The organism is Sphingobium sp. B2D3A (assembly GCF_025961795.1).
Lineage (GTDB): Bacteria > Pseudomonadota > Alphaproteobacteria > Sphingomonadales > Sphingomonadaceae > Sphingobium.
Genome location: NZ_JAOQOI010000001.1, coordinates 2,021,123 through 2,040,657, shown reverse-complemented (window position 1 = coordinate 2,040,657; position 19,535 = coordinate 2,021,123). Strand labels below are relative to the sequence as shown.

The 19,535-nt window shown below is 64.4% G+C and carries 20 protein-coding genes; 2 read left to right on the top strand and 18 right to left on the bottom strand.

What is annotated here, in order from left to right; genetic code table 11:
• Positions 1-153: 153 nt before the first annotated feature.
• From ccoS to M2337_RS09410, 13 genes are all read right to left on the bottom strand, one after another.
• Positions 154-309 (bottom strand): cbb3-type cytochrome oxidase assembly protein CcoS, encoded by a 156-nt coding sequence (ccoS, locus tag M2337_RS09470; protein ID WP_264570023.1) that lies wholly within the window; start codon positions 307-309, stop codon positions 154-156.
• Complete coding sequence (locus tag M2337_RS09465; RefSeq protein ID WP_264570022.1) at positions 306-2,462, bottom strand: heavy metal translocating P-type ATPase; 2,157 nt, start codon at positions 2,460-2,462, stop codon at positions 306-308. The genes ccoS and M2337_RS09465 overlap by 4 nt, the downstream gene beginning before the upstream one ends.
• On the bottom strand, positions 2,459-2,914 hold the full coding sequence (locus tag M2337_RS09460) for a FixH family protein (protein ID WP_264570021.1): 456 nt from the start codon (positions 2,912-2,914) through the stop codon (positions 2,459-2,461). The genes M2337_RS09465 and M2337_RS09460 overlap by 4 nt, the downstream gene beginning before the upstream one ends.
• Positions 2,911-4,371 carry a cytochrome c oxidase accessory protein CcoG gene (gene ccoG / locus M2337_RS09455; RefSeq protein ID WP_264570020.1) on the bottom strand — a complete coding sequence of 487 codons (1,461 nt, stop codon included), beginning with the start codon at positions 4,369-4,371 and terminating at the stop codon, positions 2,911-2,913. The genes M2337_RS09460 and ccoG overlap by 4 nt, the downstream gene beginning before the upstream one ends.
• A gap of 150 nt (positions 4,372-4,521) precedes the next feature.
• Positions 4,522-5,469 (bottom strand): cytochrome-c oxidase, cbb3-type subunit III, encoded by a 948-nt coding sequence (gene ccoP / locus M2337_RS09450; protein ID WP_264570019.1) that lies wholly within the window; start codon positions 5,467-5,469, stop codon positions 4,522-4,524.
• Positions 5,462-5,650 (bottom strand): cbb3-type cytochrome oxidase subunit 3, encoded by a 189-nt coding sequence (locus M2337_RS09445; protein ID WP_181559338.1) that lies wholly within the window; start codon positions 5,648-5,650, stop codon positions 5,462-5,464. Before M2337_RS09445 ends, ccoP begins: the two co-directional genes overlap by 8 nt.
• Positions 5,647-6,381: a cytochrome-c oxidase, cbb3-type subunit II gene (gene ccoO / locus M2337_RS09440; RefSeq protein WP_264570018.1), complete on the bottom strand. Its 735-nt coding sequence runs from the start codon at positions 6,379-6,381 to the stop codon at positions 5,647-5,649. Before ccoO ends, M2337_RS09445 begins: the two co-directional genes overlap by 4 nt.
• 12 nt (positions 6,382-6,393) lie before the next feature.
• Positions 6,394-8,061 (bottom strand): cytochrome-c oxidase, cbb3-type subunit I, encoded by a 1,668-nt coding sequence (gene ccoN / locus M2337_RS09435; protein WP_264570017.1) that lies wholly within the window; start codon positions 8,059-8,061, stop codon positions 6,394-6,396.
• 147 nt (positions 8,062-8,208) lie between these two features.
• A complete protein-coding gene (locus M2337_RS09430) occupies positions 8,209-8,907 on the bottom strand; it encodes a Crp/Fnr family transcriptional regulator (protein ID WP_181559335.1) in 699 nt (232 codons plus the stop codon).
• A 109-nt stretch (positions 8,908-9,016) separates the two neighbouring features.
• Entirely contained in the window at positions 9,017-9,625 is a 609-nt protein-coding gene (locus M2337_RS09425; protein ID WP_264570016.1) for an NAD(P)-dependent oxidoreductase, read from the bottom strand.
• Positions 9,626-9,758: 133 nt separating this feature from the next.
• A complete protein-coding gene (locus M2337_RS09420) occupies positions 9,759-10,814 on the bottom strand; it encodes a hypothetical protein (RefSeq protein ID WP_264570015.1) in 1,056 nt (351 codons plus the stop codon).
• Between the two features lie 17 nt (positions 10,815-10,831).
• Complete coding sequence (locus M2337_RS09415) at positions 10,832-11,731, bottom strand: phosphotransferase (protein ID WP_264570014.1); 900 nt, start codon at positions 11,729-11,731, stop codon at positions 10,832-10,834.
• A gap of 11 nt (positions 11,732-11,742) precedes the next feature.
• Entirely contained in the window at positions 11,743-12,381 is a 639-nt protein-coding gene (locus M2337_RS09410; RefSeq protein WP_264570013.1) for an HAD family hydrolase, read from the bottom strand.
• A 199-nt stretch (positions 12,382-12,580) separates the two neighbouring features.
• Here M2337_RS09410 and M2337_RS09405 point away from each other — a divergent pair, with 199 nt between their 5' ends.
• Positions 12,581-14,473, top strand: a complete 1,893-nt coding sequence (locus tag M2337_RS09405; protein WP_264570012.1) for a hypothetical protein — start codon at positions 12,581-12,583, stop codon at positions 14,471-14,473.
• A 2-nt stretch (positions 14,474-14,475) separates the two neighbouring features.
• Here the strand turns inward: M2337_RS09405 and M2337_RS09400 are convergent, their stop codons facing one another.
• The 4 genes from M2337_RS09400 to fumC all read right to left on the bottom strand — a co-directional run bounded on the left by M2337_RS09400 (position 14,476) and on the right by fumC (position 17,572).
• Positions 14,476-15,327 (bottom strand): SDR family oxidoreductase, encoded by an 852-nt coding sequence (locus tag M2337_RS09400; RefSeq protein ID WP_264570011.1) that lies wholly within the window; start codon positions 15,325-15,327, stop codon positions 14,476-14,478.
• 23 nt (positions 15,328-15,350) lie between these two features.
• Positions 15,351-15,533 carry a DUF3008 family protein gene (locus M2337_RS09395; protein WP_264570010.1) on the bottom strand — a complete coding sequence of 61 codons (183 nt, stop codon included), beginning with the start codon at positions 15,531-15,533 and terminating at the stop codon, positions 15,351-15,353.
• Between the two features lie 56 nt (positions 15,534-15,589).
• On the bottom strand, positions 15,590-15,958 hold the full coding sequence (locus tag M2337_RS09390) for a PRC-barrel domain-containing protein (protein ID WP_181559327.1): 369 nt from the start codon (positions 15,956-15,958) through the stop codon (positions 15,590-15,592).
• A gap of 237 nt (positions 15,959-16,195) precedes the next feature.
• On the bottom strand, positions 16,196-17,572 hold the full coding sequence (gene fumC / locus M2337_RS09385; RefSeq protein WP_413716231.1) for a class II fumarate hydratase: 1,377 nt from the start codon (positions 17,570-17,572) through the stop codon (positions 16,196-16,198).
• 155 nt (positions 17,573-17,727) lie between these two features.
• Here fumC and M2337_RS09380 point away from each other — a divergent pair, with 155 nt between their 5' ends.
• Positions 17,728-18,726 (top strand): DNA topoisomerase IB, encoded by a 999-nt coding sequence (locus M2337_RS09380; RefSeq protein ID WP_264570008.1) that lies wholly within the window; start codon positions 17,728-17,730, stop codon positions 18,724-18,726.
• Here M2337_RS09380 and M2337_RS09375 read toward each other — a convergent pair whose 3' ends face one another.
• Positions 18,727-19,458, bottom strand: a complete 732-nt coding sequence (locus M2337_RS09375; protein ID WP_264570007.1) for an extensin family protein — start codon at positions 19,456-19,458, stop codon at positions 18,727-18,729. It lies immediately after the preceding gene.
• Between the last annotated feature and the right edge of the window lie 77 nt (positions 19,459-19,535).

The window sequence follows — 19,535 nt, the reverse complement described above, 5'->3', positions numbered from 1 at the left end:
GGGGTTCGCCCCTCCTCTTCAGAGGAGGGGTTGGGGTGGTGCAGCAATGTTACCGTCAAAATCCACCAGTTCAGCGATTCTCGCGCATCGCCACCACCCCCGGCCCCTCCTCTGAAGAGGAGGGGAGCATCTTCGCGGTATTCTCAAGTCGCGTCAGTCCGACGGCTTATCCTGATCCTCGATCAGAATGCGCATGGCGGCGCCGTCCGGGTCGTCGAACTGGCCATTACGCAGCGACCACATGAACGCGACGAGGCCGGTCAGGCCGAGCAGCAGGGCGACGGGGATGAGGAAGATCAATCCGTTCATTTGACAGCCCAGCGCAGACGGAGGGAATTGGCCACCACGATGAGCGAGCTGCTCGACATCGCGACGGCGGCAATCAGCGGCGTGACATAGCCGGCAATCGCCAGCGGCACAGCCAGCGCATTATAGCCGATCGCCAGACCGATATTCTGCCGCACGATGCACATGGTGGCGCGCGAGGCCCGCACCGACTTGGGGATACCCGAGAGGCTGTCGCCCAGAAACACGATGTCCGCCGCCTGCTGGCCGACATCGCTCGCCGAACCGGGCGCCATCGAGACATGCGCTGCAGCAAGTGCCGGACCGTCGTTCAGTCCGTCGCCCACCATCAACGGCTTGTGGCCCGCCTCGGCCAGCGCCTGCAGCCGCTCCAGCTTGTCGGCCGGGCGCATCCCGCCTTCCGCCGGCACACCGAGTTGATCGGCCAGCGATTGGACCGCCTCCTCCCGATCGCCCGACATGATTGCCGGCGGGAGGCCAAGGGCGCCCAAATCCGCCAGCGCCCGCGCCGCATCCGGACGCAGCGCGTCAGCGAAGTGGATAATGTGGCGGCGCCCATTCCCCAGCTCCAACGCCACAGCCATGGTCGGATCGTTGCTCGCGCCGCCCTGGTCAGTCAGGTCCTGCGGTGCCGGCTTGCCCATCGCGACAGCCTGCCCCTGCCAGAGCGCGCGCACGCCCTCGCCCGGAATATCCTCGACGTCAGTGAGAACCGCCGGGCCGACATGCTCGCCGCCCAGCGCCTGCCGGAGCGCCACTGCGAGGGGATGGCGGCTGGTCATGGCCAGCGCGCGGGCAATGCTCCGCTCCTCCTCGTCCAGCGCCTCGACACCGAAGGCGCGCGGGCGGCCGAGCGTGAGAGTGCCGGTCTTGTCGAACAGCGCCTGATCGGCCTGCGCGAGGCGTTCCAGCGCGCTGCCATCCTTGACGAGGAGCCCGGCCCGCATCATCGCGCCGCAGACCACCACCTGCGCCACCGGCACAGCGAGGCCCAGCGCGCAGGGGCAAGTGATGATGAGCACGGCAATGGCGACCAGCAACGACTGGTGCCAGCCCGCTCCCGCAATCATCCAGCCGATGAAGGTCACCGCGGCGAGCAGATGCACGACCGGCGCATAAAGCCGCGAGCATTTGTCGGCGAGGCGGACGTAGCGGGATTTGGCCTGGCCGGCGCTTTCCATCAGCCGGGCAATCTCGGCAATCGCCCGCCCCTCGCCTACGGCGGTCACGCGCAGCGTCACCGGGCCGTCGAGATTGAGCGTACCGGCGGTCGCCACGTCCCCCGCACGCAGCGTGACAGGCGCACTTTCGCCAGTCAGCAAGGAGAGATCGAACCGGCTGCTGCCCTGCTCGATTATGCCATCTGCCGCGAGCCGCTCGCCGGCGGCAACCAGAACGCGGTCGCCTACGGCCAGCGCCTCAGCGGCAACCCACTGGCTCGCGCCATCCTCGGCCAGCCGCATGGCACCGGGCGCGGTGCGGCGTACCAGCGCTTCGGCTCCGCTGGCGGCGCGCGCGCGCATCATTTCATCCAGCACCCGGCCGGCGAGCAGGAAGGTGAGCAGCATCAACGCGCCATCGAACCAGGCATGGCGACCGCCGATGATCGTCTCGTAGAGGCTCATCGAGGTCGCCAGAATGACGCCGATGGAGATCGGCACATCCATATTGGTCGTGCCCGCCCGCAGCGCCTTGAAGGCCGAGCGGAAGAAGGGCTGTCCCGCATAGCTGACCGCCGGGATGGCGATCAGCGCCGAGATCCAGTGGAACAATTCGCGCGCGCTGCCATCCGCCCCGGACCAGACCGAGACCGAGAGCAACATGACGTTCATCGCCGCAAAGGCTGCGACGGCAAGAGCGCGGATCAACTTACGCAGCGCCTGGCTGCGCTCATGCGCCGCCGCGCTGTGCAGCGGTTGCGCCTCGAACCCGATCGCGTCGAAGGCGCGCAGCAGGTCAGGCTCGGCCAGATCGGCGGCATGCGAGACGATCACCGTCTTGGCCGAGAAGTTCACGCGGGCGGCGTGGACTCCCGGCTGCAATGGCAACAGCCGCTCGATCTTGGAGATGCAGCCGGCGCAATGCATGTCCGGCACGGCGAGGCGGGTTTCCACCGCATCCGCCGACCAATCGGGCCTTGGCGCCACATAGGTCATGACAGATCGACCACCCGGTTGATCTCCCGCCCATGGGCGCGGGCCCGCACATGGACGATCCAGCGGCCCTGCGGCAAGGGCTGGAGGCTCTCATACACGCCATCGCCGAGCGCCCGGAACTGCAGCGCGATATCCGGCTTGCGGCCAAGCGGGTGACGGGCGGTCGCGGTCAGCGCGACATCGTTCATGGGCGCATTCGCACTGCGCAGCGTCGCGCTCAGCCGTGTCTCCGCAGTCCGATTCAGCGTGAGCGCCCAGCCCAGCGCATTTTCGGCGCGGGCCTGCGCCAGCCATTTGTTGAACTCCTGGCTGGCGACGTAACTGTTCTGCACGACCAGCCCGCCGAATGTAGAGCTTGCGAGGAAGGCCATGGTGAAATTGACCGCCATGACCACGCCGAAAAAGCTGACGAGAATGACGGTGATGTGCCGTCCGGTGAACTTGCGGGTCATTGGCCTACCTCCGGTCGAACAAAGCTCTCATCATCCTGCGCCGCCTCTTTCTGCTCGTCGAGCGTGCGCAGCGTGAAGGCGAAATCCTGGCGGGCAATGCCCTGCGCCGGCGCAACCACATGCACGCGTTCCTTGAGCACCTGATCGGGCGGCACGTCGATTTGCAGGGTCCGGCTCGCCTGATCGCGGGTCTGCCCCTCACGCCACATCAGCGCGCCGTCCAGCCCATCGAGGCCGATGGCCATAGGGCGCGCGCGGCTCTGCATGTTGCGCACCTTGATCAGATAGCTGTTGCGGATCGACCCGTCGGACAGGCGGACATAGACCGGATTGCGCTCCGCATTGGCCGCGATGTCGATGCGCGAACGCACGCCCAGCGCGAACAGCATGGCGAGGCCAATGCTCGCCCAGATCGCGAAATAGGCAATTGTGCGCGGACGGAAGAGGCGCTTGCGCACGGGCGCCGGCGCCTCACCCTTCATCTCGGCCTCGCAGTCGATCTCCGTGGCATAGTCGATCAAGCCGCGCGGGCGGCCGATCTGCGCCATCACCTTGTCACAGGCATCGACGCACAAGGCGCAGGTGATGCACCCGATCTGCGGTCCCTCGCGAATGTCGATCCCGGTCGGGCAGACCTGCACGCATTGCAGACAGTCGATGCAGTCCCCGGTCGGCAGCCCTTCATCCTGCGCCTTCTTCAGGCCCTTGGTGCGGGGCTCGCCGCGCCAGTGCTTGTAGGTGACGATGAGCGATTTCTCATCTGTCATCGCGGTCTGGATGCGCGGCCAGGGGCACATGTAGATGCACACCTGCTCGCGCATGAAGCCGCCGAAGATGAAGGTCGTCATGGTCAGCACGAAGGTGGTGCCATAGGCGACGAACGGCGCCTGCCCGGTCCAGAACTGGTGTTGCAGCGTCGGCGCATCGGCAAAGTAGAAGATCCACGCGCCGCCGGTGAGGAACGAGATGACCAGCCAGACCGCCCATTTGCGCAGCCGCTTCCAGACCTTCATCGGGGTCCAGGGTGCTTTCTCCAGCCTGATTTGCGCGTTGCGATCCCCATCGAGGAAGCGCTCGACATGCTGGAACAGATCGGTCCAGACCGTCTGCGGGCAGGCATAGCCGCACCAGGCGCGGCCGACGGCGGAGGTCACCAGAAACAGGCCGACGCCCGCCATGATGAGCAGGCCGGCGACATAATAGAATTCGTGCGGCCAGATCTCGATGCCGAACATGAAGAAGCGGCGATTGGCGAGGTCGACCAGCACCGCCTGATTGGGCGCGTGCGGCCCGCGGTCCCAGCGGATCCAGGGCGTGGCCCAATAGATCGTCAGGGTTACGGCCATCACCAGCCACTTGAAGCGGCGGAACGGCCCATCGACCTGCTTGGGGAAGACCGACTTGCGCTTGGCGTAGAGGCTTTCCGCTGGCGCGGTAACATCATTCACGGGGGACATGGCAGCGTCCGTTGTTGGCGTCTTCGGCATCAGATTGCCTCCGATCGATCTTCGCTTAGGCGCAGTCGGCTCAAACGACATTGAGCAGGATCAACGAAATGAGCGGCAGCCGGCCCTCCCCCGACGCGCGGAGGAAGGGCCGGCTCCGCCTTATGGTGTCGCGGCGTTGGCCTGCGTCTCCGGTGCCCCGGCAGCCTCAGCGGCAATCTGCGCTGCGACCGGCGTCGCCTCGCCACCGCCAAGGCCGTGGACGTAGACGGCCAGCATGCGTATCGTCGCCTTGTCGAGCGCCTGGCCCCAGGCGGGCATCACACCCCGGCGGCTGTTCGTCACCGTCTGGGTCAGCGTCTCGCGATCGCCGCCATAGAGCCAGATCGGGTCGGTCAGGTTCGGCGCACCGAATTCACGCAGTCCCTTGCCCGCGGGGCCGTGGCACACCGCGCAGTTCTGCTGGAACAGCACGTCGCCGCGCCGTGAGGAAGCGCTGGTCTTCTCCTGCCCGCTGATCACGCGGACATGGCTCACCACATCCTGAACCTGCGTGCCGGTGAGAATGCCGTCCTTGCCGAAGGCGGGCATCAGGCTCATGCGGGTCTGCGGCTCATCCGGGTTCCGCACGCCATGAGTGATCGTATATTCGATCGATTGCAGGTCGCCGCCCCACAGCCAGTCGTCATCCACCAGATTCGGATAGCCCTTGGCGCCGGCAGCGCCCGAGCCATGGCACTGCACGCAATGCACCTTGAACGCGGCTGCACCACCCTGCATCGCCGCTTCCATGAGCTTTGGCTGGGCGACCAGCTTCTCGATCGGCGTGGCAGCGATGGCCGAGAAGATCGGCGTCCGGCGCGCGGTCTCGGCATCCATCACCTGTTGGAGCTGCCCGCGGCTGGACCATCCGAACAGCCCCTTGCTGGCTTCATGCGCGAAGGGAATAGCGGGATAAACCACCACATAGCCGATCGCGAACACGATCGTTGCGTAGAAAGTCCAGACCCACCAGCGCGGCATGGGGGTATCGAGCTCCTCGATCCCGTCCCATTCATGGCCGACGGTCTGGGTACCGGTCGGCGCGTCGATCCGTTTCTTCTCAGCCATGGTTGTTCTTCCTGTCATGGGCTGCGGCCTCGCCATCTTCGGCGAAGATCAGGTGCGCGGCGTCCTGGTTGCTCCGGCGCGAGCCGGGACGGAACGCCCATGCGCACAGGCCGAAATAGAGCACCACCATTGCCGAAAGCCCGTAGCTGTCGGCGAAATGGCGCAGATCATTATAGCTCATCGCTCCACCTCCTGCGGGGCGGCGCTGTCCAGATCGACCAGCGTGCCGAGCATCTGGAGATAGGCGACGAGTGCGTCCATCTCGGTCAGCTTGGACGGGTTTCCGTCGAAATCGCGGGCCTGCGCCTTGGGGTAGCGCTTGAGGAGATCGGCGGTGTCGGCCTCGGGATCGGCCTGCGCCAGCAGATCGGCATTCGCCTTCTCGATGTCCTCATCGCTATAGGGCACGCCCACCCGGCGCTGCGCCGTGAGATGGGCCGTCATGTCGCCCGCTTTCAGCTCACGCTTGGTGAGGAAGGCATAGGTCGGCATAATCGATTCCGGCACCACGCTGCGCGGATCGATGAGGTGCTGGACGTGCCACTCATCTGAATAGCGCTTGCCGACGCGGGCCAGGTCCGGCCCGGTCCGCTTGGAGCCCCACTGGAACGGGTGGTCATACATACTCTCGGCGGCGAGGCTGTAATGGCCGTAGCGCTCCACCTCGTCGCGGAATGGGCGGATCATCTGCGAATGGCAGTTGTAGCAACCCTCCCGCATGTAGATGTTCCGGCCCGCCAGCTCCAGCGGCGTGTAGGGACGCATTCCCTCCACCTTCTCGATCGTGTTGTCGATCCAGAAGAGCGGTGCGATCTCCACGATGCCGCCCACGGTAACCGCGGCGAAGGCAGCGACGGCAAGGAGCGTGACGTTCCGCTCCAGCTTCTTGTGCTTCTGTGCAAAGCTCGACATGGTTTTCCGTCCTTATTCCGCGGGAACCGCAGCAGGTTTGTGGGTGATCGGCCGGTCCTTGGCGGCGTCATAGGCAGCGTCGCTCATCGGCGCTTCGACGCGCTGGTGGCCGAGGATGGTGCGCCACACATTGATGGTCATGCACACGGCGCCCGAGAGGTAGAGCAGTCCGCCGAAGGCGCGCAGCACGTACATCGGGAACATCGCACGGACGGTGTCCGAGAAGGCGTAGACGAGGTAGCCGTCTGCCCCATATTCCCGCCACATCAGGCCCTGCATGATGCCGGCGACCCACATGGCCGAGGCGTAGAAGACGATGCCGACGGTCGCGAGCCAGAAGTGCCAGTTGACCATGCGCAGCGAGTAGAGCCGGTTGCGGCCCCACAGGCGCGGCGTGAGATAATAGATCGCCGCGAAGGTGATCATGCCGTTCCAGCCGAGCGCGCCCGAGTGAACGTGGCCGATGGTCCAGTCCGTATAGTGCGAGAGGCTGTTCACGCTCTTGATCGACAGCATCGGCCCTTCGAAGGTGCTCATGCCGTAGAAGGCGAGCGCCATCACCATCATGCGGATGATCGGATCGGTGCGCACCTTGTCCCATGCGCCGTTCAGCGTCATCAGGCCGTTGATCATGCCGCCCCAGCTCGGCATCCACAGCATGACCGAGAAGACCATGCCCAGCGTCTGCGCCCAGTCGGGCAGCGCGGTGTAGTGGAGGTGGTGCGGGCCGGCCCAGATGTAGAGGAAGATCAGCGACCAGAAGTGGATGATCGACAGGCGATAGCTGTAGATCGGCCGCTCGGCCTGCTTGGGTACGAAATAGTACATCATCGCCAGGAAGCCGGCGGTGAGGAAGAAGCCTACCGCGTTATGGCCGTACCACCACTGGGTCAGCGCATCCTGCACGCCAGCAAAGGCGCTGTAGCTCTTGGAGCCCAGCAGGCTGACCGGCATCGACAGGTTGTTGACGATGTGGAGCATCGCGATGGTGAGGATGAAGCTCAGGTAAAACCAGTTCGCCACATAGATATGCGGCTCGCTGCGCTTGACGATCGTGCCGACGAACACCGCGAGATAGGCGACCCAGACGATGGTGAGCCACAGGTCGACATACCATTCGGGCTCGGCATATTCGCGCGCCTCGGTGATGCCGAGGAGGTAGCCGGTCGCGGCGAGCACGATGAAGAGCTGGTAGCCCCAGAAGACGAAGCGCGCGAGCGAGGGGAAGGCAAGCCGGGCGCGGCAGGTGCGCTGCACGACATAGAAGCTCGTCGCGATCAGCGCATTGCCACCAAAGGCAAAGATCACCGCCGAGGTGTGCAGCGGCCGCAAGCGCCCGAAGCTGGTATATTCAATCCCCAGGTTGAGCGCCGGAAAGGCCAGCTGCAAGGCGATGTAAAGCCCGGCAAGAAAACCGGCCATGCCCCAGAACACCGTGGCAATGACACCCCAGCGCACCGGATCGTCATCATAATGCCCTTGGTCGGGCATACGCAGGATACCCCGCGCCATGCCGCCCCAATCGGCGGAGCGAAGCGTCCCCATCATGGCGAGCAGCGCCGCAAGCGACGCAATGACCATGTGGATGGCAAATCCGGAATCCACGGCGAGCGCGGAGGCGAGCATCGCGAGAATGGCGAGCAGGAGCCAGCCTCCCGCCTTCATTGTTAGACCGGTCATAGAAACCCCTTGAGCAGCACAGTCCTGGGACTGTGCTGTCGCTGTGGATCAGCGAGGGCTCGGCATCATTGACATGGGTCAACGGGAGGAAGGCGGTCTACGGGGTGGCCGGCGCGCCACGATGCGCGCCGATGAGGAGCGCGGTGCTCAGCCGTTGCCGGCTTCGGCCTCCATGGCGTCATGATCGAGGATGACGACGGTCCGCCGATCCGGCAGATCGATGATCCCGGCCTGGCGGAGCCGGGTGAGCTGGCGACTCACAGTCTCAATGGTGAGGCCCAGCAGATCGGCCATCTGCTGGCGGGTGAGCGGCAGTTCGAAGCGCTCGACAAGATCGCTGCCGCTACAGCTTGCATCGGCCAGCCTTTGCGCCATTTCGAGCAGGAAGGTCGCGACACGCTCTCCGGCGCTCTTGCGCCCGAGCAGCAGCATCCAGTGGCGCGCGCGATCCAGTTCGGTGAGGGTCCGCTGGAGCAGCTTGTGCTCTAGCTCCGGATGCGTGCGGGCAAAATCGTCGAACGAGGAGCGCGTGAACAGGCACACCTGCGCATCGCACAGCGCGGTGACGCTGTGCTGAGTCGTGCTGCCAAACGGACGCCCGATGAAATCGGACGGATAAACAACGCCGACGATCTGCTCGCGGCCATCCGCTGTCGAGGTGGACAGCTTGAGCACACCGTCGATCACATTGGCGACCAGCAAGCTGTCATCGCCTTCCCACATCAATGTCTGCCCGCGATGCACGGGCACGCGACGACCGATCTTGTTGAGTACCTCCAGCTCGGAGGTATCCAAAGATGAACAGATCGCGCGGTTCCGCACGACACATTGTTGGCAGCTAGTCACCGCGACTCTTTACAGCAGTCGTCGAGACTTTCCAACGGCCTAAGCAGTCCATGCATGCCAAAGACATATTGGAAGCCCCGCCCCTCGCCGTTCACGGATGACACCGCCGTCAGTAGCCGACGGTGAACCGCATGTTCTTGTGCTTGGGCGCTTCGATCTCGTCGATCATCGCGACGGCGAAATCCTCATAGCTGATCGAGCTTTTGCCATCCGGCGCCGTTAGCAGCGTTTCGGTGCCGAGGCGGAAGGTGCCGGTGCGCTCGCCCGGTCCGAACATCATGGCCGGCGACAGGAACGTCCAGTCAAAGCCCGGTCCTGCCTTCAGCTGGTTAAGAAAATCGCGCGCCGGCGCGGCCTCGACCTTGATGAAGTCCGGGAAACCCGGCGTATCGAGCAGCACCACGCCATCCTCGGTCTGCAGGCTCGCCGCGCCGCCGACCACCAGCAGCCAGCACCCGGCCTTGCGCGCCACAGCGAACACATTGTCCGCATCCAGCGACTTGAACGGCATGGAGAGAATGACCGCATCATGGCCGGCAATCTTGCTCGCCATGTCGTCGACATCATTGATGTCGGCCTTCACCCACGTCACGCCCTCGCGCGGCGCTTGGGTGTCTGCGCTGCGCGAAATGCCGGTGACACTGTGCCCGCGACTCACGGCCTCATCGACCAGACGCTGGCCTGCATTGCCAGTGGCACCCATGATTGCGATCTTCATGCCTGCATTCCTCTCTTATCGCGCACATCGCGCGCCTAGCCCGCGACACCCAAATTGACTTTGCCTATTCTAAGGGCCTGTTCTTAGGGTCAAGCCGGACAAAGGCAAGAGACCAGCGCCGGGTTTCCCGACGTCAGCGATCAACGGCCAGCTTTTCCGCCATGTTCGGGTCATCCGCAGCAATCTCGACAGCGTGGGAGGTGCGGAACGGCTGGTTGGAATGCGGCGCCGTCAGCAGCGTCCATTGCGCAAGATCGCAGTCGAGTATCAGCGGCCACTCCGGCAAGCCAGCGGCGGCAAGCTGGCTCTTGGTCAGCGCTTCCAGCTCCTGCGGACGGATGGAGAGATAGAAGATCTTCTGCCCCTCCGCCGCCAGTTTCTGCACCGTCTCGATCGCCACCGGATTGGGCTTCACTTCCTCGAAGCCGGGCTTGAAAAACAGCGACCCCTGCTCGAACAGGAAGCCGTCGACGCTGATGAAGAACACCCGGTGGCCCTGCAGATATTCGCGCCACTCGTGGACCGTCCCCCAGTCCTGATACTGCTTGATCCGCTGGATGCGGAACACCGAGCCCTGCATCGCCAGATAGCCGATGATCTCGGAGAGATAGAGCTCGCCGGCGGACAGGCGCGGCTGGCCCATCAGCTCGTCATAGGCCGTCAAAAACTCGCGCGGGCTAGAGAAATAATAGCCGCCGACGCTGAACAGATCGGAGATGACCTGCTTTTCGCGGAAATTGACGATCACATCTTCCTGATCGACCTGAACATAGCTCTTGTTCTGCGGATTGACCTGGCTGAAGCTGCTGAGCGACGCGACGCACACATAGTTGTACGTCTGATAAAGGTGCGGCACCTCGAAATAATTGTCGCTGTCCTTCACCATGAAGGGCTCGTCGATGCCGCTCTTGAGCAGCGTCTGGGCCACCGTCTCGGACTGGCTTCGCGTCGGCTCGTCCAGAATGACGCAATTGACCTTCTGTCCGAAGGCGGCGCGCAGACCTTCCTGCGCCTGAAAGCGCTCTTCATGCTCGCGCAGGATCGTGAAGATGAAATCATCCACATTGGCGCCGAGCCCCTGCACCGCCTTGAAGACCATCGGCAGGCCATCATTGTCGGGCAGCATCCACTTGGGCGCCATGTTGGGGAAGCGGGAGGAGCGGCCGGCGCAGGGTACGATGATCTTCATGGGTCTTCTCTCTCGCGTCAAAGATTGTCCAGGGCAGCGCGGCCGCATTCGGCCACCCGCCGGGCAACGAAGGCCCGGTCCTCGTTGGTCTTCGCATAAGGCAGGATGCGCGCGAAGGTGAGGCCGAGCAGGATGTAATGGCGCGCCGGATAAGCCGGGTCCAGCGCGGTCGCGGCAGCATGGAAGCGCTGCCGCAACCACCATGTCACGCCCCGGGCCAGAGGCCGGCCACGATGGGCGTGCCAAAGCCCTTCGCATTCCTGGAACAGCTTGGACCAGTCGATCCAGACATGATCGAAGGGCGATGTGATCGTATCGATCAGCCACAAGGCGCCGCGCCGGTCGACGAGGATGTTCTCGAAGGTCAGATCGCCATGCGCGGCCGTGGGCTTTTCGTCCGCCACCAGCACATCCATGCGCTGTGCCGCCTCCACCAGAGGGGCGAGCGCTTGTTCGTGCATGGCGCCAGTCTTGTCGGCGATCTGCTGCAGCTTGTCCACCAGCAGGCTCTTGCGCGGGGCGAGTGGCGGCTGGCTCACCGGCGCCGAAACCGCCAGGCGGCTCATCAGCCGCTCCACGCGGTCGGCGAAATCGGCGACATTATCAAAGGTGCCATTGGAGAGGAAATTGACCGCATCGCGCGACGGGATGAACGCCATGTCGAAATAGAACAGTCCGTCCTGCTCGCCCATGTCGAGCACCTCGGGCATCCCGGCACAGCCTTCCACCAGCCCAGCCAGCGCCTGCTGCCGCACCGCCTGATCGCGCAGCGACCCGTTGGCATCGACAAGATTGGCCGCCTTGCGCACGAAGGGCTGCCCCCCATCACGGACCAACGCGACGGTCGCGCCGGAAAAGCCGGAGAGCGGAATGACCTCGCGGAACATCCGCAAGGCCGGGTGGCTGTCGAGGGTCAACTCTGGTCCTGTCATGATTTGCCCGGCCGATGGATGACGCCAGCCTGGGTCACGTCGATGACAGTCATGCCAGCGGCAAGGCCGGACGCGATCCCGACCGGCGTATCCTCGAACACGAGGCAGCGTGCGGGCGCTACCCCCAGCAACGCCGCGCCGGTGAGATAAGGTTCGGCATGCGGCTTGCCTTGCGCCACATCGTCGCCGCTGACCACGGCGCCGAAATGGGGGCGCCACGCCATCGTTTCCAAGATCGCTTCGACGCCATCCCGATTGCCCGATGACACCAGTGCCATGGGGATCGTGCCGGCATAACGCGCCAGCAAATGCGAGGCGATGAGGGCCGGCGCCTTTTCCTGCCGCAGCACGGTCTTAAAATGCGCCTTCTTCTCGGCATGCAGGGTCGCAATCATCGCATCGTCGATCTCGCCCATGCCCGCCGCTGCGGCAAAAGCCGGGATCGCGATCCGGGCGGGCGGACCGACATTTGCAAGATAATCATCCATGGTGAAGCGATGGCCGCGCGCATCGAAGACCGATGCGTAGGCGAGCCCGTGGAGCGGCATGGTATCGACCAGCGTGCCATCCAGATCGAACAGCAGGGCGTCATAGGCGGAGAGGTCCACGCCGAGCGGCCATGGCTCCACGGACACGTCCGGCATCATTTCCTGCCCCGCGACTTAACTAAAACGACCATCGACCCTCAAATAACCCCCTACAATCGACGCACATCTATCGCGCTGGCGAGCATTCTCTCAGCTGGCCGTCATGCGAATGTGGAAATGGGTTGAATTCTTAATCCGAAATCTTGCTAGGTTAAACGCGCGCGCCATTGGCCATCGAGGAAAACCCGTGAAGTCTGTGAATGGAAAACCTGCAAGCGAGTTCCTCGACGATCGGCTTGCCGCAGCCAAAGAATTGACCGAGGCCTCAAACTATACCCCTGCCTTGGAGATTTACGAGGCAATATTTAAGGAGGGCATAACGGCCCACCGCGCCTTTGAGGGCGCCGGACGCGCGGTGACCGGCGCGCTGATCGACGAGGCTTTGCCGACGGACTGGGGTCGGGAGCGGCTGGACGATCTCCTCCGCATCCTCATCGTTGAGCGCGATCGCGACGGCACGCCCCCTGCCCTGTGCGCGCGGATCGCAGCAGCCCACGCGGGCAGCAATCAGGGCGTGCTCAAGAAGGCGGCCGAGCTTCTGCGGCCCGTTCTGACAGCTTTGTGGGATGAGGGCGCGCGCGACCGCGGCTTTTTGATCGCCGTGCTGCTGCTGCGCCACCCGCTGCAGGGCTGGCAGGATGAAGCCGCGATCTCGCGCTGGCATCTCGACCTGCTGCCGCAACTGGACCGACACGAACTCAGCCTGCCCTATAATGGCATGTTCGATGCGGTGCATTTTCAGCGCAACATCGCCGATCTGGCCGGTCTCGCGGAGAACACGCCCCCCGATGTGCTGGTGCGCCGTTTCCCCGCCTGGCAGTTGCTGCTCTTTCTGTGGATCACGGGATCACGCCGTGCAGACGCACAACTTGCCGCATGGCTGGCGGCCTATCGCAGCGCTTATCCGGGTGGCGCAACCGATGGGGATGAGGGCGCGGCGGTGCGCTCTCTGGCGCTGCGATGGGCGGTTTCGCCGGATGGTCCCGCGAGCGCAGCGGCAGTCACGACGGCCCTCGGTCCGGACCTGGCCGCGCTGGCGAAGCCGGGCCTCAAGCTGCGCTCGACTGCTGATCGCGCGCGGTCAAACGCAGCGCTTGCCCGGCTGGATTCCAGGCCGTGGCAGGCCGCCGCTTTCGTGGAGGACAAGGTCACGGAAAAGGCGCCTTTCCTCAAGATCGGGCGGCGCCGTCCGCGCATTGCCGTGTGCGTTTCGGGCCAGCTGCGTGGCTACCGCGCCGCCTTGCCGACCTGGCAGGCGGGCTTGCTACGTGACGCGGACTGCCTATTCTTCGTCCATAGCTGGAGCAAGATCGGGCGCTCGGGCGCAGAGCCGTTCCGCGCTTATCTGCCCTTCGCCGGCGAAGCCTTTTGCGAAGCGTGGCGCCTGCACGCCGGGCGCATCGGCATGCCCGGCATGGCCGAGCGCTACCCCGCGCTGTTCGCCGCGCTGGCGGATGGCGGGGTCGTCAGCAAGGCTGAACTCGAAGCCTGTTATAGCACCGAGCATGTGGTGCTGGAGGACGATAGCGACCCGGATTTTGCGGGTTGGTCCAACCCCCGCAAGATGCACTACAAGCTCAAGGCCGCGTCAGACATGGCTACGGCCCGAGGCGACGAATTCGATCTCATTCTGCGTATCCGCCCGGACAAGGTCATCGGCGCGAAAGCCTTCCGCTGGGTCGACGCCTTAGCCGCCTGCCGAGCGGCGCCCACGCTGCTTGCCGATGCGGCGATGGGCCATCAATATGGCACACTCATGATCGGGGATCAGGTCGCGCTCGCCAGCGCCGCGACCATGGCGGTCTATGCCGAAACGCTGGACATCGCGCCGCGCTTTCACGAGATGGCGCTCTATGATGCCAAGCCGGATTTGATGGGTCATGTCAGCCTTGCCCAGACGTGCTGGTATGCCGGCATCACCGTGGCCAGATTGCCGGCCCAGATGGGCAAGTTGATGGAAGCAGCGCCGATGGCGAGCAGCGCCATCTGCGCTGCGCTCGAGCAGGACGCTGCCGGCCGTCACGACGCTGTGGACAAGGCCTTGATCACAGCGGCGCGAACGGACAGGCAGATGCGCTGAACTCAGGAGCCGACGACCATCCCGCCATTGGGGTGGAGCACCTGCCCGCTCATATAGCTGGAATCCTCGCAGGCGAGAAACAGGAAGCACGGCGCGACTTCGTTCGGCTGGCCCGGGCGACCCATCGGCGTGCTCTCGCCGAAATGCTCGAGTTTCTCCTTGCTGGCACCGCCGAACGGGTTGAGTGGCGTCCAGATCGGCCCCGGCGCCACGGCGTTGACGCGAATGCCCTTCTCGATGAGGTTTTCGCTGAGCGAGCGGGTGAACGCCGTGATGGCGCCCTTGGTGCTCGAATAATCGAGCAGTTCCTTGGAGCCCTGATACATCGTGACGGACGTGCAGTTGACGATCGCTGCGCCCTCGCGAAGATGCGGCATCGCCGCCTGCACCACGAAGAACATCGAGTAGATGTTTGTCTGGAACGTGCGCTTGAGCTGTTCCTCGGTGATGTCTTCGATCGATTTGTCCGGGTGCTGCTCGCCGGCATTGTTGACGATGATGTCGAGACGCCCGAACGCGCCCACGGTGCGATCGATCAGGTCCTGACAGACAGCCTTGTCACCCAGATCGCCCGCGAACACGAGCGCGCGAGCGCCTTCCTGCTCGACCAGCTTTTGCGTCTTGGCGGCGTCTTCATGCTCGCACAAATAGGCGATGGCGACATCGGCGCCTTCACGCGCGAACAGCACCGCGACCGCCCGGCCGATCCCGCTATCCGCCCCGGTCACAACCGCGACCTTGCCTTTCAGTCGGCCCGATCCCGCGTAACGCGGCACGAACTCCGGCTGGGGATCGAGCTTATGCTCGTCACCAGGCAGATTGTCTTCGTGGATCATGTCGATTGTTTCAGTCATGGATCATTCTTCCGTTCAGCACGTCACTTAACGTGGTCCGGCTTGCCCTTGCGGCTGCCGGAGGCAAAATCCTCAAGCTGGCTCTTGCTCATCGAGTCATACATCTCGCGTGAGGCGCCCTTGAGGTCGGATTTGGTGCTGTCACCGCGTTTGGCAGACAAAGCTGCCCCGGCGGCTTTCTGCTGCGCTTTGGATTTGGCTGGCATGTAAGCCTCCAAATTAAAAGGCCGCCCGTTCGTGCCGGGCGGCCTGTGCCTGTCGATCAGACGAAGGGATAAGGGATCCCCCAATATCCGTAGACCTGCCGGCCGTAGCCATGGTCGTAGACGGGGTCTTCCTGCGCATATCGCGGCGCGCCTTCGAGACGGGATTTCTCGATGTCGACGACATAGCCGCCATATTCGGTATCATAATCGAGCATGTCCCACGGCAGCGGATAATAATCGCTTCCGAGGCCGAACAGCCCGCCGAACGACATCACGGCATATTCAGCCTTGCCGCTGCGCTTATCGACCATGAAGTTGCGCACCGTCCCGAGCTTCTCGCCCTGCCGGTTGTACACCGTCGTTCCCTCGACCTTGTCGGAGGAGATGAGGCGCTGAGTTTCGTCAATTGCGATTTCGGTAGCCATGAGCCTGGTCCTCTTCCTGTTGAAGGTGGGCCTCGATCCACGGAAGGGGTTTGCCGATCCAACCGGGACCAAGGTGCCAATGCCGGACTATGCCGGCCCTGGGTCTTGAGGCGGCGCGTCAGCGCGACGCCATCTGCCAAACCAACGGCCAGATAGCGCAGGGGTTCCGGGTAAAGCGGCAAACCGATCGACAGCGAGTCACGCCGTGGCGCATCGGCGGCCAGAAGGCCGGTTCGGTCAGATCATGGACTGCGGCTGCACCAGACGATCGAAGGTCGCCGCATCGACAAGCCCGAGCGCAGAAGCCGCCTCGCGCAGGCTCAGGCCCTGCTCATGGGCATATTTGGCAATCTTGGCGGCGTTGTCATAGCCGACCTCGGGTGCCAAGGCGGTGACCAGCATCAGCGAGCGCTCGACCAGATCTGCGATGCGCGCCTCATTGGGCACGATTCCTTCCACGCAGCGCTCGGCAAAGCTCTCCATTCCCATGCTCAGCAGATCGATGGAACGCAGGATCGCCGCACCGATCATCGGCTTGAAGACGTTGAGTTCGAGATGCCCCTGCAAGCCACCGACCGTCACGGCCTGATGATTGCCGATCACCTGCGCGGCAACCATCGTCAGCATCTCGCACTGGGTGGGGTTGACCTTGCCGGGCATGATCGAGCTGCCTGGCTCATTGGCCGGCAATTCCAGTTCGCCCAGCCCCGAACGCGGCCCCGAGCCGAGCAGGCGGATATCATTGGCGATCTTGGTCAGCGCGACGGCGAGTGTCGCCAGCGACCCGGAGAGCTGGACCAGCGGATCGTTGGAGGCCAAGGCCTCGAACTTGTTGGGCGCGGTCTTGAACGGAAGATCGGTCAACGCCGCGATCTGCTTGGCCACCGCCTCGCCGAACCCTTGCGGCGCGTTCAGGCCCGTGCCGACCGCCGTGCCGCCCTGCGCCAGCGGCATCAGCTCGTCTTCCAGCGCGCGGGAGAGACGGTTGCGGCAGTTGAGCAGTTGCTGAGCATAGCCGGAGAACTCCTGCCCCAGCGTGAGCGGCGTCGCGTCCTGCAAATGCGTCCGGCCGATCTTGACGATGCCGGACCAGGCCTTCGCCATCGCGCCGAGCAGATCGGCAAGATGATCGAGCGCAGGCAGCAGCCGTTCGACCAGCGCGCGGGCCGCCGCAATGTGCAGCGCCGTCGGGAAGCTGTCGTTGGACGACTGGCTCATATTGACATGATCGTTGGGATGGACCGGCGTCTTGCCGCCGCGCTGGCCGGTCAGCGCCTCGTTGGCCCGGCCGGCGATCACCTCGTTCACGTTCATGTTGGTCTGGGTGCCGCTCCCGGTCTGCCAGATGACCAGGGGAAACTGATCGTCCAGCTTGCCGGCCACGATCTCCGCCGCTGCCGTCTCGATGGCATCGGCGATGTCCGGGGCCAGTCCGTGCGCGCGGTTCACATGCGCGGCGGCGCTTTTCACAATGGCCAGCGCATGGACGATGCCGATCGGCATTCGCTCGGCCGGGCCGAACGGGAAATTCTCGATGCTGCGCTGCGTCTGGGCGCCCCAATAGGCCGCGTCAGGCACGTCGATGGGGCCCAGGCTGTCGCGTTCTTCCCGCATCTTCGTCACCGGTTTCTCCACTATCATCTGCCGGGCCTGTCTACGTGCGCCGCCGGCTGGCTCCAAACCCACAGCTTGCGCGTTGTGCGCTCGTCCATGTCCATGGACAAGTCCCGTGGATAGGCCCCGTGGATAGGCAAGGAGCGGCCCCGAGCATGACACACGCGCTGATTTTCGTCGACGACAGCATGCCGGGCATCCGCCGACGACCGAGTGGAAAACGCGGCTGGGCCTATTTCGATGCGGAAGGCCAACGTATCAAGGATCGCGCGGAGATCGACCGGCTCAACCGCATCGGCCTGCCGCCGGCATATACCGATGCCTGGTTCGCGCCCAATGCCCATGCCCATATTCTGGCAACGGGCATCGATGCGCGCGGGCGCAAGCAATATCGCTACCATCCCGATTTTACGGCCGAGCGGGACGCCCGCAAATATGAGGGTTGCGCCGCTTTCGGCGCCCTGTTGCCGCTGCTGCGCCGCCGGGTGGAGGATGATCTGGCGGGGCGCGGCCTGACTGCCGAGCGGGCCATCGCTTCGGTCGTCCAGTTGCTCGACAGCGGCCGCATCCGCGTGGGGAACGAGGCCTATGCCAAGAACAATCGCAGCTTTGGCGCCACTACCCTGCGCCGGCGCCATGCCAAGGTCACCGGCAGCCGCCTCACCCTGCGGTTCAAGGCCAAGTCGGGCAAGCTGAGCGAAGTCAGCATGACGGACCGCCGCCTCATTCGCTTCGTTCGCCAGATGCAGGATCTGCCGGGCCAGCACCTCTTCCAGTATTTGCGCGACGATGGCACCGCCTCACCGGTCTCCTCGTCGGATGTGAACGGCTATTTGCGCGAGACGATGGGCGCGGACTTCACCGCCAAGCACTTCCGGACATGGCGGGCGAGCGTGCTCGCGTTCGAGTGGCTGCTGCACGAGCAGGAGGTCTCCACCCTCACGGCGATGCTGACCCATGTCTCCGAACATCTTGGCAATACGCCGGCCATCGCTCGCAAATCCTACATCCACCCCAACCTCATCGCCCTGGCGCGGGAGGGGCCGGGCGAATTCCGCAAGCAGACGCACCTGCCGCGCCAGACCAAATGGCTCAGCCGCCCCGAACGCGGCCTGATCGCCTGGCTGGAAGAGCAGCAGGTCGAGGCCGGCTGATCAGCGGCAGACGCCCCAGCTGACCCCGCCCCGATCCGCCTGATCGAAATGAAAGTGATCGGCATGCTGGCGGTTATAATCCGGCGAGAGCACGGTCGAAAACACGCGGCATGCCCCATCGCGCACGGTTCGCAGGAAGGCGGCCTCTTCGCCCTCCCCGTCCCAATCCCGCAGCACCGAGATCCGGCGGCCGTCGCTTAGCACGAAGCCGGCAATGTCCAGCGCATTGGCGGTAGCATGTTCGCTCCATGCGCCTTCGCCGCGCCCGTACATACGCCGGCAACTATAGCTGCCCAGATGCTCGATGCGGATAACCGACGCGCCAAGAATTTGCTGCGCGGCAGGCTGGACGACCTGCCAGGTCCAGAGCGCGGTGGCGGCCATAACGGTACAGGCCGGGGCCACGTCCGTCGGCGAAAGGGCGAGCATGTCCTGCCCAGCCGCAAGGCGGGTGGCGGTCGTGACTCGGCATTGGTCGCTGCCGAAAGCCGGCACCGCCGTCGTCTCCAACCCGGCGCGATGCAGCAAGGCGCGACATTGTGGCGCATCGTCCCGCAATCCCGAGAGCTTGTGCCGCGTGAACAAGCCGATGGGCTGATCGAGCGAAAGCGGCGTCCAGGGTAGATCCTGCGGGGCCGGGCGGAACAGTGCGAACGCCAGCAACGCTGCCAGAATCAGAGCGCCCGCCCAGACGAGCCAGCGGATCGCGCGATAAAAACCGGATGCCTTCATAGCTGCCTAACGCGGCAGGACGCGTTCCGCTTCCGACAGGGCCATGCAACTGCTGGCGCACGCAGGCGTTGATCGAT

Excerpts from the sequence above, each read along its gene's own strand:
- ccoS (WP_264570023.1), bottom strand. The coding sequence starts at position 309 with ATGAACGGATTGATCTTCCTCATCCCCGTCGCCCTGCTGCTCGGCCTG.
- M2337_RS09465 (WP_264570022.1), bottom strand. The coding sequence starts at position 2,462 with ATGACCTATGTGGCGCCAAGGCCCGATTGGTCGGCGGATGCGGTGGAA.
- M2337_RS09460 (WP_264570021.1), bottom strand. The coding sequence starts at position 2,914 with ATGACCCGCAAGTTCACCGGACGGCACATCACCGTCATTCTCGTCAGC.
- ccoG (WP_264570020.1), bottom strand. The coding sequence starts at position 4,371 with ATGTCCCCCGTGAATGATGTTACCGCGCCAGCGGAAAGCCTCTACGCC.
- ccoP (WP_264570019.1), bottom strand. The coding sequence starts at position 5,469 with ATGGCTGAGAAGAAACGGATCGACGCGCCGACCGGTACCCAGACCGTC.
- M2337_RS09445 (WP_181559338.1), bottom strand. The coding sequence starts at position 5,650 with ATGAGCTATAATGATCTGCGCCATTTCGCCGACAGCTACGGGCTTTCG.
- ccoO (WP_264570018.1), bottom strand. The coding sequence starts at position 6,381 with ATGTCGAGCTTTGCACAGAAGCACAAGAAGCTGGAGCGGAACGTCACG.
- ccoN (WP_264570017.1), bottom strand. The coding sequence starts at position 8,061 with ATGACCGGTCTAACAATGAAGGCGGGAGGCTGGCTCCTGCTCGCCATT.
- M2337_RS09425 (WP_264570016.1), bottom strand. The coding sequence starts at position 9,625 with ATGAAGATCGCAATCATGGGTGCCACTGGCAATGCAGGCCAGCGTCTG.
- M2337_RS09420 (WP_264570015.1), bottom strand. The coding sequence starts at position 10,814 with ATGAAGATCATCGTACCCTGCGCCGGCCGCTCCTCCCGCTTCCCCAAC.
- M2337_RS09400 (WP_264570011.1), bottom strand. The coding sequence starts at position 15,327 with ATGACTGAAACAATCGACATGATCCACGAAGACAATCTGCCTGGTGAC.
- M2337_RS09395 (WP_264570010.1), bottom strand. The coding sequence starts at position 15,533 with ATGCCAGCCAAATCCAAAGCGCAGCAGAAAGCCGCCGGGGCAGCTTTG.
- M2337_RS09390 (WP_181559327.1), bottom strand. The coding sequence starts at position 15,958 with ATGGCTACCGAAATCGCAATTGACGAAACTCAGCGCCTCATCTCCTCC.
- fumC (WP_413716231.1), bottom strand. The coding sequence starts at position 17,572 with ATGCGGGAAGAACGCGACAGCCTGGGCCCCATCGACGTGCCTGACGCG.
- M2337_RS09380 (WP_264570008.1), top strand. The coding sequence starts at position 17,728 with ATGACACACGCGCTGATTTTCGTCGACGACAGCATGCCGGGCATCCGC.
- M2337_RS09375 (WP_264570007.1), bottom strand. The coding sequence starts at position 19,458 with ATGAAGGCATCCGGTTTTTATCGCGCGATCCGCTGGCTCGTCTGGGCG.